Genomic DNA, 15,290 nt, shown 5'->3' with positions numbered 1-15,290 from the left:
AGGGAATGAAGATGAAGTTTTTTGTAACAGGCGTTGGTGGTCAGTTGGGTCATGATGTAATGAACGAGCTGTTGAAGCGCGGTCATGAGGGTGTCGGTTCTGATATTCAGGAAAACTACAGCGGCGTGGCAGATGGTTCTGCGGTAACGAAAGCACCGTATATGGTTCTGGATATTACTGATAAGGATGCCGTTGAAAAAGTAATTACAGAAGTAAATCCGGATGCTGTGATCCACTGTGCAGCATGGACTGCTGTGGATATGGCAGAGGATGACGATAAAGTAGTAAAGGTTAGAGCAATCAATGCTGGCGGTACTCAGAATATTGCAGATGTTTGCAAGAAGCTGGATTGCAAGATGACCTACATCAGCACGGATTACGTATTTGATGGTCAGGGTACTGAGCCGTGGCAGCCGGACTGCAAGGATTACAAGCCTTTGAATGTGTACGGTCAGACGAAGTTGGAAGGTGAACTGGCAGTTAGCCAGACTCTGGAAAAGTATTTTATTGTCCGCATTGCTTGGGTGTTTGGCCTAAATGGTAAGAATTTCATTAAGACTATGCTGAATGTCGGCAAGACTCACGACACTGTTCGTGTGGTCAATGACCAGATCGGTACACCGACGTATACATACGATTTGGCTCGACTGCTCGCCGATATGAATGAGACTGAAAAGTACGGCTATTACCATGCGACCAATGAGGGCGGTTATATCAGTTGGTATGATTTTACGAAAGAAATCTACCGTCAGGCTGGTTATAAAACGGAAGTCCTGCCGGTGACCACGGCAGAGTATGGTCTGAGCAAGGCCGCTCGTCCGTTTAACAGTCGCTTGGATAAGATCAAGCTTGTGGAAGCTGGCTTCACTCCGCTTCCGACCTGGCAGGATGCACTGAGCCGTTACCTGAAAGAAATCGAGCAGTAATAGAGGAGATAGAGAAAAGTTGGGACAGATTAAAGTTGAGAAAAATGTAGGTGGCATTGAGGGACTTTGTGTTATTGAACCTGCTGTTCATGGTGATGCCCGTGGCTATTTCATGGAAACTTACAATGAAAAAGATATGAAGGAGGCTGGCATCGACATCCACTTCGTACAGGATAACCAGTCTATGTCCACAAAGGGTGTGCTGCGTGGTCTGCACTTCCAGAAGCAGTATCCGCAGTGCAAGCTGGTGCGCGCCGTGCGTGGTACGGTGTTCGATGTTGCTGTTGACCTCAGAAGCAATTCTGAAACCTATGGCAAGTGGTATGGCGTTACCCTGTCTGCTGAGAACAAGAAGCAGTTTCTCATCCCAGAGGGCTTTGCACATGGCTTCCTTGTTCTAAGTGACGAGGCTGAGTTCTGCTATAAGGTCAATGACTTCTGGCATCCGAATGATGAAGGCGGCATGGCTTGGAACGATCCGGAGATCGGCATTGAGTGGCCGGAGCTGAAAGGTGAGTACAAGGGCAGTGCAAGCGCAGAGGGCTATACGCTGGAAGATGGCACTGCACTGAACTTGAGCGAGAAGGATCAGAAGTGGCTGGGACTGAAAGATACTTTTAAATTTTAAGAACACAGGGGTAGGAAGAATGCAGCGGGAAAACGAAGTACAACACGTATTTCTGGTAGGAGCTAAGAGCTTAGGTGCATATGGCGGATACGAGACTTTTGTTTATAAGCTCACAGAGTACCACCAGAACAAGAAAAATATTAAATATCATGTGGCGTGTAAGGCTAACGGTGACGGCTGCATGGATGAAACAAAAGTGGATGGTGCGACCAGAATCAATGATCATGAGTTTGAATTCCACAATGCACATTGTTTCAAGATAGATATTCCTCAGATTGGACCTGCACAGGCAATTTATTATGATGTTGCAGCATTGAAAGCTTGCTGCAAGTACATAAAGGAACATCGGATTAAGCATCCAATCGTTTATATTATGGCTTGCCGTATCGGACCTTTTGCTGGTCATTTCTATAAAGAAATCCATAAGCTTGGTGGTACTGTGTACTTGAATCCGGACGGCCACGAATGGATGAGAGCAAAATGGTCTGCGCCGATCCGGAAATACTGGAAGATTTCTGAGCAGATGATGGTTAAATACTGTGACCTTGCTATCTGTGACTCAGTGAATATCGAGAAGTATATCCACGAGTGCTATGACGGCAAAGGCATCAAGGGCAGAAATCCGAAGACCACATTTATTGCGTATGGCGCAGATCTGACCCTTAGTAAGTTAGCTGATGACGATGAGAAGCTGGTGAACTGGTATAAAGAAAAAGGACTGACGAAAAAGGACTATTACCTTGTCGTCGGTCGTTTTGTACCGGAGAACTCTTTTGAAGTTATGATTCGAGAGTTCATGAAAAGCAAGAGCAAAAAGGATTTTGCTATTATCACAAATGTGAATGAGAAGTTCCTAAGTGAGCTTGAAGAAAAACTTCATTTCAAGAGCGATAAGAGAATCAAATTTGTTGGCACTGTTTATGATCAGGAGTTGCTGAAGAAGATTCGAGAGAACGCCTATGCTTATTTCCACGGACATACGGTCGGTGGTACGAATCCGTCCCTGATTGAAGCTCTTGGTAGTACAGATCTGAACCTGCTGGTTGATGTTGGTTTTAATAAAGAAGTCGCAGAAGATTGTGCGCTTTATTGGAGCCGTAAGCCGGGGAGCCTTGCAAAGCTCATTGATAAGGCTGATCAGATGAGTACAGATGAAATTGCAGAGATGGGCCGAAGAGCCAAGAAGCGTGTGGCAGAAGAGTACACGTGGGATAAAATTTGTGGGCAGTATGAAAATGTGTTTGTAAAATAATATGTTGGGAGAAAAGTATGAGGATTATTATAGCAAACTACCGCTATTTTATAGCCGGTGGACCAGAAAAATATATGTTTAAATTTATGGATGCAGCAGAAAAAATGGGAATTGAAGTGATTCCATTTTCTGTTAATAATCCCCAAAATGAAAAAACTCCGTACAGCCAATATTTCGCAAAGCCGCGTTCAAATCAGCTGATGTATGCAGATACAAAAAAATCTCTGGGAAATTTGGTTGGAATGGTAAGGGCCACAGTCTGGAACTACGATGCGGAAAAACGCCTTAGACGTTTAATTCGTGACACTAAGCCAGATGCTGTTTATATTCTCCATGAAGTAAATCATCTTTCACCATCAATCATTCGTGCAGCAAAAAAAGAAGGAGTCCGAGTTGTACATAGAATATCTGACTTCTTTATGTTTTGTCCTAAATATGATTTCTTATGTGCAAATGAAATATGTGAAGCCTGCTTACACGGAGATTACAGAAAGGCAATTGAACATAAATGCGTAAAGGGCTCAAAAGCAGGTACACTCTTGAGAGTAATGGCAATGAAGTTGTATGCAGCTACTAAGGTATTTGATGATGTTGACCAATATATTTGTACATGTGAATTCAGTAAAAATAAGTTGATTGAAGGTGGAATTTCAAAAGATAAAATTACCTGTGTTCCGACATTTATTGATGCAACGTCAATTACACCGTGCTATGAAGATGACAAATACTTTCTGTTTCTAGGTCGAATGGCACATCAAAAGGGAACTATCTATGCAATTGAAGCTATGAAATATTTGAGAGATACAGATTATGTTTTGAAAATAACAGGTCAAATATCTGATTCGGAGGAAGATCAAAAAATTTGGAATTATATTAAAGAGAACAAATTAGAAGAGAAAATAGTTTTTACTGGATTTAAACATGGTAAAGAATTACGGGAGTTGATATCTCATTCAACTTGTATTGTGTGTCCTGCGATATGGTATGAAAACATGCCAAACACAGTTATTGAAGCGTATGCTTATGGTAAACCTGTGGTAGCTTCTAGGATTGGCAGCCTGGCTGAGATAGTTGAAGATAACAAAACCGGCTTGTTATTTGAAATGAAAAACAGTAAAGATTTCTCAGATAAATTGAGAAAATTTATAGATGAACCTACACTAAGTATGACACTGGGAATAAATGCAAGGTGTAAAGTTGAAAAAGATTATGCTGTAGAGAAACACATGAACAGCGTTGTAAGAATACTAGAAGGAAAGTAATATTGAGGTGGAATATATGGATTTTAAAGAGGCACTTAAGAATCCTAAGAAAATCATTTTTTCATTAGGGATGAAGGGCAAACTCAGTTTTATAAGCGATGAAAAATATCTAAAATTGATGTATTGGGCAAATACAGGGAAAAAACTTAATCTAGAGAAACCAGTAACATTCAATGAAAAACTTCAATGGCTAAAATTGCATAATCAGAATCCGGAATACAGCAAAATGGTAGACAAATATGAAGCAAAGAATTGGATCACAGAAAAAATTGGAGACGAATTTATTATCCCTACGCTCGGTGTTTGGGATACTTTTGACGAAATTGACTTTGACAAATTGCCAAATCAGTTTGTTTTGAAGTGTACGCATGATTCAGGAGGTCTTGTTATTTGTAAAGATAAGAGAACATTAGATAAAGCCAAGGCAAAGAAAAAAATTGAAGCTTCACTAAAAAGAAATTACTTTTTGGTAGGAAGAGAGTATCCATATAAAGCAGTAAAACCGAGAATTATTGCAGAAAAATATATGGTTGATTCGAATTCAAAAGAAAAAGAGGAATGTCTTACAGATTATAAATTCTTCTGTTTTGATGGTCAACCTAAAATAGTGTATGTTGGAAAAGACAAATCTGAAGATCCAAGAACAGACTTCTTTAACATGAATTTTGAACATCTTCCGATAAGGATGCGTGATCCAAATGCAGATGTTGTACCAGAAAAACCTGTGATGTTTGAAAAAATGAAATCTCTTGCTGGAATATTGTCAAAAGGATGTCCTCATTTGCGAGTAGATTTCTATTTGATTAATAATCAAATTTACGTTGGTGAACTAACATTTTATCATTGCAGTGGTTTTACGGAGGTAAAACCCGATGAGTGGAATAATATAATGGGATCATGGATTGATTTGGATTAAGTTAAAGCGTATTTGTATCAATGAGGCTAAAGGAGAGTAGCAATGAATGTGTTACATTTGCTTGTTAAAGGAGAAGCTGGTGGAATAGAGAGTTTGTGTCGAGACTATGCTAATTATTCAAACAATAAGAATGTGTTTGCTTTCTTAAAGGGCGTAGATTCAGTGAATGCAGTGAAAATGAAGAAAAGTGGTCATACGGTTATAGAGCTTAACTATAGTTCAAAAAAAGCGATAGGAGTATGGAAGAATCTTAATAAGCAAATAAAACTGTATTCAATAGAGGTAATAGTTGTTCATCACGCTTCCCCGATTTTGTATTTATTTGCTTGGGGGCTTAAACTGAAGAACGCTTATTTGAAGATTGTAGCATATGCACACTGTGAAGCAGAAGATATGCTTTCTGGATCTGGAAAGCTTTCAATTAAAGATAAGATAATTGTTAATTCATTTGTAAATAGTGAGAAGGTAATTGCAATTTCATCGGCTGTAAGATCTAGCCTGATAGAGTGTTTTGGATTACAGAAGAATAAAATTTGTGTTGTACACAATGGGGTAGATTTAAGCAGATTTAAATCCAATTATAACTGCGAAATGCATAATCCAATTAGACTTTTATATGTTGGAAGACTTGTAAAAGAGAAGGGTGTACAAAATATATTGCTTGCTTTGTCAAAACTTTCAGAAAAAATTGATAATTGGAGTTTTGATATTGTTGGAGAGGGAGAATATCGCAATAACTTGGAAGAATATACGAAGAAATTAGGACTAACGAGAAGAGTTCGATTTTTAGGTACAAGAGACGATATCCCAGAAATTTTGGAAAAACATGATATTTTTGTGCATATGCCTGCTTACGAAGAGGGATTTGGAATAACAATTATTGAAGCTATGGCGGCAGGACTTGTGTGTGTGTGTGCAGGAAGAGGTGGAATTCCTGAAATTATTGAAAATAACATAAGTGGAATTTTAGTATATTCAAATCAAGAACTTTGTGATGCATTAACAAAAATTTTTATGTGTAAAGATCAAGAAATATTTAGTGAAATAAGAAGAAGTGCAATAAGACGAGCTGAAGATTTCGATATAAAAATTTTTTCAAAGAATTTGGATACTCAACTGCTTTTAATATAGAAAATGTGCGGGAGGGGAGAACATATGGTATCAGTCGTTGTTCCTATATATAGGGTGGAGAAATATTTAAGAAAATGTGTTGATAGTTTACTTCAACAGACCTATAGGGATATTGAAATTATATTAGTGGATGATGGATCACCAGATGCCTGTCCTGAAATATGCGATGAATTAAAGGAAACAGATGATAGAATAGTTGTCATTCATAAAAAGAATGGTGGACTGTCAGATGCTAGAAACGCTGGAATTCAGATTGCCAAAGGTACTTATATTACATTTATTGATTCAGATGATTATGTCGGCATCCACTACATTGAAACACTCGTAAAAGCAATAGAAGACGGTAAGGCTTTCGTAAGTATCTGTGACTATAGCAATGTCTATGACGATATGGGGACGGAAAGAGAAGAAAGCATTTGTAATATCTTCAGTAATAAGGAGTGTATCGAAAAAATTTACCATCCAATTTGTCATGGAATGGAGTTTGTTGCGTGGGGAAAATTATACAAAACAAGTTTGTTTAAGAATAATGAGATTCTGTACCCTGTAGGAAAAATACATGAAGATACTTTTACAACTTATAAATTACTGTACTATGCGGAGAGAATAGTATATGTGGATTATGTTGGCTATTTTTATCGACAGAGAGAAAATAGCATAATGTCTTCAACATTTAATATGAAAAATTTGTCAATAGTGGAAGCTACGAGAGAAGCTTGTGATTTTTTTTCTAATAATGGCGAAAAATATCTATTTGATTGTGCTGTGAATTCACACTTTAAAACTTACATTAGTACTTTTTCAGAAGTGCTAAAAAATAAAAATAGTATAGATAAATACAAACAAGTAAAAAATGATCTGCTCTTTCAATATCATGAAGATATAAAACACTATTTGGACTCTTCTGAAATTGGGGCTGGACATAAACTGTTTTATAGATTGTTTGAGAAAGTTCCGGCATTAGTGGTGGAAATCAATAGAATTTTTTTGAATCGATAACTGATATAATTAGGAGAGTGAAAATGAGAGTTTCAATAATGTCAATGCAGAGAATTGCTAACTATGGTTCTTTTCTACAGGCATATGCTCTAAAAAAAACAATTGAAACGTTAGGGCATCAGGTTGATTTTGCAGATTATAGAGTACAACCCTGTTTAATACAGCCACAAAAAGTAGAGCAAGGTAAAGATACCTATATAAAAGATAAGGCATTTCGGTTAATGAATGCAATTAAGTGTTTTGCATATAAGATTCCTTTTGATCAACATAAACAGTTCTATCAGAATTACTCTGGTAAATATCTTCAAATTATTGGTGTGTCTGATGAACGAAGAGAACGCCCTGATACAGATGTCTTAGTAATAGGTAGTGATGAGGTGTTCAATTGTGTCCAATCAAATCCGGATGTAGGATGCTCGATGGAGTTATTTGGAAAAGATTCAAGGGCAAAAAAAATTATAAGTTATGCAGCATCATTTGGAAATACAGGAATCAAAGAATTAAAACGTTTTGATGTTCAAGATGAAATTGCTGAATTGTTGAAAAAATTCACAGCGATTTCAGTAAGAGATAAAAATAGTGAGGCTATTGTAAAAGAATTAATGGGTAAAATGCCTCAGAAGCATTTGGATCCTGTATTGATATATGATTACACAAAAGAAGTTACATCTTGCACTTGTTACATGCCATTTGAAAGGTATATGGTGGTCTATGCTTACAGTAGCAGAATAACTAAACAAGAAGGAAAGGAAATTAAACGCTTTGCAAAGAAGAATGGATTGAAGTTGATTGCTATAGGTGGAGAGCATTCATTTTGTGATGTGTCAATTTATCCTAAGCCATTTGAAGTACTATCAATTATTAAGAATGCAGCGTATGTTGTGACAGATACCTTCCATGGAACTGTATTTTCGATTAAATACAATAAACAGTTTGGAACATTGATAAGAAAAGGTAATGGTGAAAAATATGGGAACTATGAAAAGTTAAATGATTTGTTGAGTACATTTAACTTAAATGATCGAGAAATAAAAGAAATTAGTGATTTGGATTTTATCTTGAATTCCAAGATTGATTATAAATCAGTAAATGAAATTATTGCGGTAAATAGAAAAAATACATTGGAGTATCTAAAAAGTAATATTTAGGAGAATATAAAGTGAGTTGGAAAGTTTCACCTAAAAAGGTAATGGTTACATTGTTACTGATAATGATAACAGTATATCATTCAATGACAATGTTGTATTATATAAGTGGTATGGATTCAAGCTTCCTAGAGAAGAGGTATATTATAGGCACAGCAACAATGATTTTGGCAATATTTATTATTGCCGTATTCAAGTTGCATAGATATTTAAAAATGCCACTAGGTCTTGGTGTCGTGTTATTATTACTTTTTGTTTTCCCTATAATAACTGCAAGAATGAATTATCAGGAAATATATCACACTCTGATATCTCAAACCTTGATGTGGATTCCGATTTGCGCTGCAAGCTATTATTCGGTATTGTACTATGGTGAATTTCCAGTCAATAAGAAGATGCTGTATTTTTTGTATGCAATTCTTATAGGATTATCATTTCCCCTGATTGGTATACATCTGTCTGGTGCAGGTCTAAATGGGTCAGTAATTTTTTCTACCTATTTAGTATTGACAATTGTACCGTTACTTTTACAGGCAACAGAGTATAAAAGTCGCTATTTACCTATTCTTTGTTCATTGATTGTTATTGCCGCAACAACCAAACGAACAGGAATGTTGGCGGCCAGTATCGGATTCGCAGTCTTTTATTTAACGGATGGTAAATCGAAGAAACCTATTAAAAAGAGATTGGAGCGAATTGTTAAAATTACCATCCTGGGATTGATCGTTATAGCGTTTCTCGTACTTGTCTTGAGTAGGTTTGGCATTGATGTTTTGGGCAGATTTAGCGAATTGAGCTCAGATGGTGGATCTGGACGAAATATTGTTTGGGCAAAGGTACTTGCAAGTTTTTCAAATAGTGATTTAAAGAGAAAAATATTTGGACACGGTATTAATTCAGTTTTTCAAACGGTTACCATATATAGTGATGTTAGAATTAAGGCACATAATGATTTTATAGAAACATTGCATGATTATGGATATTTTGGCCTATTTCTGTTAATAGCATTTATTATAATGCTCTTTAGAGAATGGTATTATCAATTTAGAGAGCATACGGAACAGCTTGCAATATATTCATTTTCAATGATAGTTACAATCTTTTTTGCAACTTTCAGTTATTTCTTTATTGAGTCAACAGTTATCAATTATATGGCTGTGTACTGGGGAATAGTATTTGCAAAAAGAAAGTTGCACAGGGAGGGATTGGAAGAATGACGGAAAATGATAAAAATTTGATAAGCGTTATTATCCCATTATATAATGCAGAAAAATACCTTAAAAATTGCATAACGAGTGTTGTGGGACAAACATATAGAAATCTTGAAATTATTCTTGTAGATGATGGATCAAACGATAAATCTTTAAGTATTTGTGAAAAATTTGCCTTACAAGATAACCGAATAAAAGTTTTTCATCAGAATAATGGCGGCGTGGCATCGGCGAGAAATAAGGGACTATCTGAGGCATCAGGAGAGTTCATAGCTTGGGTAGATAGCGATGATTCGATTGAGCCGGAGTATATACAAAATTTGTATGACGCTGTAAAGGAATATAATGCAGATATCTCAATTGCATTGAAACAATACAAAGAACAAATAAAATATATACATAGTAGAGAGAAAATTGTTCAAGAATACTTGATGGGTAACCTCACAGCTTATTTGTGGAGCACTTTGGTAAAAAGAGCACTTTATAATGAGTTGAGATTTGAACAGCTTAAAATAGGCGAAGATGCCCTTATGCTTTGTCGGTTATATTGCAGAGCAGAAAAACTTGTTGTATTTCAAAGCAATGGATATCATTATCTCGAAAGAATTGATTCGGCATCGTCGAAAAGATCTTTTTCCATTTTGAAGATGTGGCTTTGGGGTGTAAAAGAACAAAGTAAAATTGTTGAAGATAACTGTCCATCTTGCTCGGTTTATATGAATTATAAAAAGACAATATATGCATTGTCATTTCTGATTTGGACAAAAGAACTGCAGGATGAAGGAGTAACATTATTCAGAAAAGAATTATGGGATATGTTTCATGATAGTATACATAAACTGCCAGTATTTCATATATCCTTAAGACAATATAAAAGGGTGATTGATTTATATTTGGAGGCAAGAACAGTACGTTAAAGAGGGAAATAATATGGTGACTGTATGTGAAAAAGACCAGTGTGCAGGATGCATGGCTTGTTTGGAAGTGTGCTCAAAAAATGCAATTAATATTAAAGATTCCATAAAATCATATAATGCTATTATCGATGAAAAACGGTGTATTAATTGTAATGCATGTAGAAACATTTGTCAGGTTAACAATAATGTAGATATGTCGAAACCTATAATGTGGAAGCAGGGATGGGCATCAGATGTAAATATAAGAAAAAAAAGTTCTTCAGGTGGAGCAGCTGCGGCCATCGCAAGAAGTTTTGTAGAAAATGGGGGCATTCTCTGCAGTTGTTGCTTTTCACAAGGTGAATTTGTGTTTGACTTTGAGGATGACAAAGACAAACTTGCAAGATTTTCAGGCTCAAAGTATGTAAAAAGTAATCCTAAAGGAATTTATAAAAAAATTAAACAATTATTGCAGTCAGGTAAAAAAACTTTATTTATTGGACTACCATGTCAAGTAGCAGCGGTTAAGAGATTTGTAGGTAAACGATATGAAGAGAAGTTATACACGATTGATTTGATTTGTCATGGCTCTCCGTCGCCTATGTTGCTTGAACGCTTTTTGAATGAAAAGGGATATAATATTAAGCAAATTGAAAATATAGAATTCAGAAGTAAAACGAATTTTGCATTAAAAGGAAAAAGTATAAGGCTTGAACCAGTTGGTGTACAAGATTTATATACGTATGCTTTTTTAACCTGTATGGATTATACGGATAATTGCTATTGTTGCAAGTATGCCAGATTAGAAAGAGTTTCAGATATTAGTATTGGTGATTCTTGGGGAAGTGACATCAAAGAAGAAGAAAAAAAGGGAATCTCGTTAATCCTTTGTCAGACAGGAAAAGGAATGGATTTATTGGAACAGTCTAAGATGACTTTGGAGGCTGTTGATTTAGAAAGTGCTGTAGCATCAAATCATCAGTTAAAACATCCATCGAAGCCAGCTGTTAAGAGGGATAAATTTATTACTTTACTGCAGAAGGGCAAAAGGTTTGATTTGAGTTTTTTCATGTGTCACCCCAAAGTCGTGGTATTAAAACAGCTTGACAGAATAAATAGCCATTTGAAAAATGGGGGGGGTACGAAAGTATAAGCTATAGTATCTCAATCATTGAAAAGTAATATTTTTTAGAAATAGGATGGGGTGACCAATGAAAAAGATAGCCATTGTAACATTGAGTGATTTTAATAATTATGGAAATAGGTTACAGAATTATGCATTAGAGAGAATTATTACGAGTCAAGGATATGATGTTGTTTCATTGGTTGATTTCCGACCTAATCTCCTTAAAAATTCGGTTAAGACGATTATAAAGAAAGATGGCATCAAATTCACAGATAAGATGAAAAAGATACGAAGGCTAAAAAAATTTCTAGACTTTGACAAAAAGTATGTAAATACATTCCCTGTCAATGCTGGAGAATTTAATAGCATATCTGATGATGAGTATCATTGCTTTATAGTTGGAAGTGATCAGGTATGGAATCCAGATTGGGCAAAATATACTTATGACAGAATGTTTTTAAGATTTTGTTCTCCGACTAAACGTATTTCATATGCTGCGAGCTTTGGAGTTGATAAAATTCCAGAAAAATGGGTTGATAAATATAAAGCTGGACTTATAGATTTTAAGGCACTTTCAGTCAGAGAAGATAAGGCTGTTGATATTGTTAAAAATACTATCGGAATCACTTGTCATAAAGTACTTGATCCAACAATGCTACTGGAAAGAGCAGAATGGGATAAAATTAAAAAAATGCCAACAAAAATAAATGGGAAGAACTATATTTTAACTTATTTTTTGGGCGGAAGAACGCGAGAAGTAGAAAAAGTAATATATCGATATGCTAAATTGACAGATAGCGCAGTAATAAACTTGCAAGATTATAATACGCCTTACTATACAGTAGGGCCAGATGAATTTGTTGGCCTTATTAGCAAAGCCAAGATGGTTTTGACAGATTCTTTTCATGCTACTGTTTTTTCAATAATATATGAAAAGCCATTTGTTGTGTACGACAGACAGGGAAGCGGCAAAAAGATGGGCTCAAGGCTCTCTTCGTTACTGGAGATGTGTGGCTTAAATAATCGAAGAGCTTCTGCATTGGATGAAAAGATGTTGTTACAAGTTAATTATACAAATGCTAGATTAGCAATTCAGAAAGAAAAAGTCTGCAGCCTAAAATATTTGAATGAAGCGATTCAAAGCTGTGGGGATAGCGTGGGTTAATATGAAGATAGAGAGAACAAAAAATGCAAGTAGAAATATTCTATTTGGAATAATTTTGAAAATTTATCAAATTGCAGTTCCGTTTTTGATGCGTACTGCCATGATATATTTCATGGGGGTTCAATATCTTGGACTAAATAGCTTGTTTACATCAGTGTTGCAAGTTTTGAACTTGGCAGAACTAGGAGTTGGATCTGCTATGGTTTACAGCATGTATAAGCCCATAGCAGAAGATGATACAAAAAAAATTTGTGCATTGATGAAACTTTATAGGTTATATTATAGAGTAATTGGCTTTGTTATTGGCGGCGTAGGTCTTGTTTTAACTCCGTTTGTTCCAAAGTTAATAAGTGGTGACGTTCCAAGTGGTTTGAATATTTATATTCTATATTTGATGAATTTAGCTGCAACAGTGCTTTCGTATTGGCTATTTGCTTACAAAAATAGTCTCCTTCAAGCGCATCAGAGAGTAGATGTTGTTAGCAAAATAACACTTGTTACAAACACGTTTCAGTATGCGATCCAGATATTGATTTTAGTACTTTCTCATAATTATTATTATTACGTTCTTGCTATATTGGCAACCCAAATAATAACAAATATTTCCACAGCGATTGTTGTAGATAAAATGTATTCAAGATACAATCCTGAAGGAAATCTGGATAAAGATGAAATCCAACAGATTAATCACAAGATAAGAGATTTATTTACATCAAAAATTGGATTCGTAGTTGTCGACTCGGCTGATACAATTGTCATCTCTGCGTTTCTTGGGTTGACAGCATTAGCAATATATCAAAATTATTTTTACATTTTGAGTTCTGTTATGGGATTTATAGCTGTTGTTTTTACTTCGTGTACAGCTGGAATCGGAAACAGTATTATTGTGGAAACCGCAGAGAAAAACTACAATGATCTAAAAAAATTTACTTTTTTAATTTCATGGATATCCGGAATGTGCCTTTGTTGTTTCCTTAATCTATATCAACCGTTTATGGAGTTATGGGTTGGCAAAGATCTAATGCTTAGCATGGGCGCGGTAGTATGTTTTTGCGTTTACTTCTATATCCAGGAGATAAATAAACTCTTTAATACCTATAAAGATGCTTCTGGAATTTGGCATGAAGATAGATTCCGCCCACTTGTTGTCGCACTGACAAACCTTTGTCTCAATCTTCTTATGGTTAATTTTTGGGGGATTTATGGTATTCTTCTTTCAACTGTGTTTGCAACCTTGTTTGTAGGTATGCCATGGCTCTTACATAATCTTTTTACTACGGTATTTGATAAAAAGTATTTAAGCGGATTTTTAATAAACTTAGGCCGATATGTTGCTGGAGTAGCATTGGTAGGTGTGATTACGTATTTAATTTGCAATCGCATATCTTTTTCAAATCTTTGGCTAACATTGGTAATAAGAGGACTCATAAGCTGTTTGATTCCAAATGTTGTGTTTTGGGGTTTATATCACCGCTTGAGAGAGTTCAAAGAGTGTGTGAAGCTGGTTGATAAGATGACAAAAGGGAAATTTAGGTTAAGCGGCCTAATTTTAGGAGAAAAGTGATGTCAAATAAGATTTTAAATACATATGCGGCATATGCGTTTGATGATTTGATTCGTAAACAAAGTTCATCGGGAGCGATATTTTCATTGATCGCAGAAAAAATATTGTCCCTCAGTGGAATTGTATATGGAGTTACGATGACCGATGACTGCAAAGGGGCAGAATTTGTTCGTGTTGATAATATCGAGCAGTTACACCTATTACGTGGCTCTAAGTATATTCAAGCTAAGGTTGGTCAATCCTATAAGTCTGTCAAAAACGATTTGAATAGTGGTAGAATTGTATTATTTTCTGGTACAGGATGTCAGAATAACGGTCTAAAAAATTACCTTGGAAAAGACTATGAGAATCTATATTGCATCGATGTGGTATGTCACGGTGTTCCATCTCCAAAATTGTGGAGACATTATCTTGAACATATGGAGACTATAAATAATGCAAAAATTATTGGCGTGAATTTTCGATGTAAGGATCAAGGATGGAAGAATTTTGGAATGGAAGAAATTCAGCACGACAAAAAGAAAGTATATATTCCTAGTAGTCAAGATTCTTTCATGAGAATGTTTTTGCGAAATTATTGTTTAAGACCTTCTTGTTATGAGTGTGAAGCAAAACTGGTAAGATGTGCGGATTTGACTCTAGCAGATTTCTGGGGAATAAATTTTGTTGCACCAGAAATGAATGATAATAAAGGTGTGTCACTTGTAATTATCAGAAGCCAGAGAGGACAAAGTTTGTTTGATACTATTCAAGAAAAGCTATGTTATAAAAAGGTGGATTATAATGCAGCAATTAAATATAATCCATCGGAAATAACTTCGGCTCCAAGACCAAAAGAGCGTAATAAGTTCTTTACAGATCTTGAAAAAAAAGAATTTATTAAAATGGAGAAAAAGTATGCAGGAGACGCAAAAATACCACTAAAACAAAAACTGAAAAACATATTAAGAAAAGCATTATTGCGTAAAAATAACGGGGGGGGACAGTAATGTAAAAAACGTCTCCTGTTATGGGATGCTTTTCACATTTGACATGATTGACAGGAAATAAAGGGAGAAATACAATCTTG

14 protein-coding genes are annotated in these 15,290 nt (G+C 35.6%); all 14 read left to right on the top strand.

Translation table 11 applies throughout. The features are described 5' to 3' along the window. Positions 1 to 11 precede the first annotated feature (11 nt). The 14 genes from rfbD to PGZ10_RS08280 are packed head-to-tail and all read left to right on the top strand — an operon-like array spanning position 12 to position 15,210. The gene (gene rfbD / locus PGZ10_RS08345; protein ID WP_270541116.1) at positions 12 to 926 is read left to right on the top strand and encodes a dTDP-4-dehydrorhamnose reductase; all 915 of its coding nucleotides are present in this window, start codon (positions 12 to 14) and stop codon (positions 924 to 926) included. A 19-nt stretch (positions 927 to 945) separates the two neighbouring features. Further along, positions 946 to 1,554: a dTDP-4-dehydrorhamnose 3,5-epimerase gene (gene rfbC / locus PGZ10_RS08340; RefSeq protein ID WP_118618503.1), complete on the top strand. Its 609-nt coding sequence runs from the start codon at positions 946 to 948 to the stop codon at positions 1,552 to 1,554. Between the two features lie 19 nt (positions 1,555 to 1,573). Next, the gene (gene cps2T, locus PGZ10_RS08335; protein WP_118618501.1) at positions 1,574 to 2,806 is read left to right on the top strand and encodes a beta 1-4 rhamnosyltransferase Cps2T; all 1,233 of its coding nucleotides are present in this window, start codon (positions 1,574 to 1,576) and stop codon (positions 2,804 to 2,806) included. A gap of 17 nt (positions 2,807 to 2,823) precedes the next feature. Continuing rightward, positions 2,824 to 4,068: a glycosyltransferase family 4 protein gene (locus PGZ10_RS08330; protein ID WP_118618499.1), complete on the top strand. Its 1,245-nt coding sequence runs from the start codon at positions 2,824 to 2,826 to the stop codon at positions 4,066 to 4,068. Positions 4,069 to 4,084: 16 nt separating this feature from the next. After that, complete coding sequence (locus PGZ10_RS08325; protein WP_270541115.1) at positions 4,085 to 4,984, top strand: ATP-grasp fold amidoligase family protein; 900 nt, start codon at positions 4,085 to 4,087, stop codon at positions 4,982 to 4,984. A 42-nt stretch (positions 4,985 to 5,026) separates the two neighbouring features. Then, entirely contained in the window at positions 5,027 to 6,115 is a 1,089-nt protein-coding gene (locus PGZ10_RS08320; protein WP_270541114.1) for a glycosyltransferase, read from the top strand. Between the two features lie 24 nt (positions 6,116 to 6,139). After that, on the top strand, positions 6,140 to 7,114 hold the full coding sequence (locus PGZ10_RS08315) for a glycosyltransferase family 2 protein (RefSeq protein ID WP_158580411.1): 975 nt from the start codon (positions 6,140 to 6,142) through the stop codon (positions 7,112 to 7,114). A gap of 23 nt (positions 7,115 to 7,137) precedes the next feature. Next, positions 7,138 to 8,262, top strand: coding sequence for a polysaccharide pyruvyl transferase family protein (locus PGZ10_RS08310; protein WP_118618491.1), 1,125 nt, complete (start codon positions 7,138 to 7,140; stop codon positions 8,260 to 8,262). Between the two features lie 11 nt (positions 8,263 to 8,273). Further along, positions 8,274 to 9,476: an O-antigen ligase family protein gene (locus PGZ10_RS08305; RefSeq protein ID WP_118618489.1), complete on the top strand. Its 1,203-nt coding sequence runs from the start codon at positions 8,274 to 8,276 to the stop codon at positions 9,474 to 9,476. Beyond that, on the top strand, positions 9,473 to 10,387 hold the full coding sequence (locus PGZ10_RS08300) for a glycosyltransferase family 2 protein (RefSeq protein ID WP_118618487.1): 915 nt from the start codon (positions 9,473 to 9,475) through the stop codon (positions 10,385 to 10,387). The genes PGZ10_RS08305 and PGZ10_RS08300 overlap by 4 nt, the downstream gene beginning before the upstream one ends. Before the next feature lie 13 nt (positions 10,388 to 10,400). After that, complete coding sequence (locus tag PGZ10_RS08295; protein ID WP_270541113.1) at positions 10,401 to 11,519, top strand: Coenzyme F420 hydrogenase/dehydrogenase, beta subunit C-terminal domain; 1,119 nt, start codon at positions 10,401 to 10,403, stop codon at positions 11,517 to 11,519. Between the two features lie 58 nt (positions 11,520 to 11,577). Further along, positions 11,578 to 12,657: a polysaccharide pyruvyl transferase family protein gene (locus PGZ10_RS08290; protein ID WP_270541111.1), complete on the top strand. Its 1,080-nt coding sequence runs from the start codon at positions 11,578 to 11,580 to the stop codon at positions 12,655 to 12,657. A gap of 1 nt (position 12,658) precedes the next feature. Beyond that, positions 12,659 to 14,221 carry a lipopolysaccharide biosynthesis protein gene (locus tag PGZ10_RS08285; RefSeq protein WP_182439391.1) on the top strand — a complete coding sequence of 521 codons (1,563 nt, stop codon included), beginning with the start codon at positions 12,659 to 12,661 and terminating at the stop codon, positions 14,219 to 14,221. Beyond that, positions 14,221 to 15,210, top strand: coding sequence for a Coenzyme F420 hydrogenase/dehydrogenase, beta subunit C-terminal domain (locus PGZ10_RS08280; RefSeq protein ID WP_270358508.1), 990 nt, complete (start codon positions 14,221 to 14,223; stop codon positions 15,208 to 15,210). The genes PGZ10_RS08285 and PGZ10_RS08280 overlap by 1 nt, the downstream gene beginning before the upstream one ends. Positions 15,211 to 15,290: the final 80 nt, after the last annotated feature.

This window comes from Coprococcus sp. AF102-57, from assembly GCF_027686195.1.
Taxonomy (GTDB): domain Bacteria; phylum Bacillota; class Clostridia; order Lachnospirales; family Lachnospiraceae; genus Allocoprococcus; species Allocoprococcus comes.
Note: the sequence above shows the minus strand (reverse complement) of the source record. Positions and strands in the feature narration are given on the sequence as shown.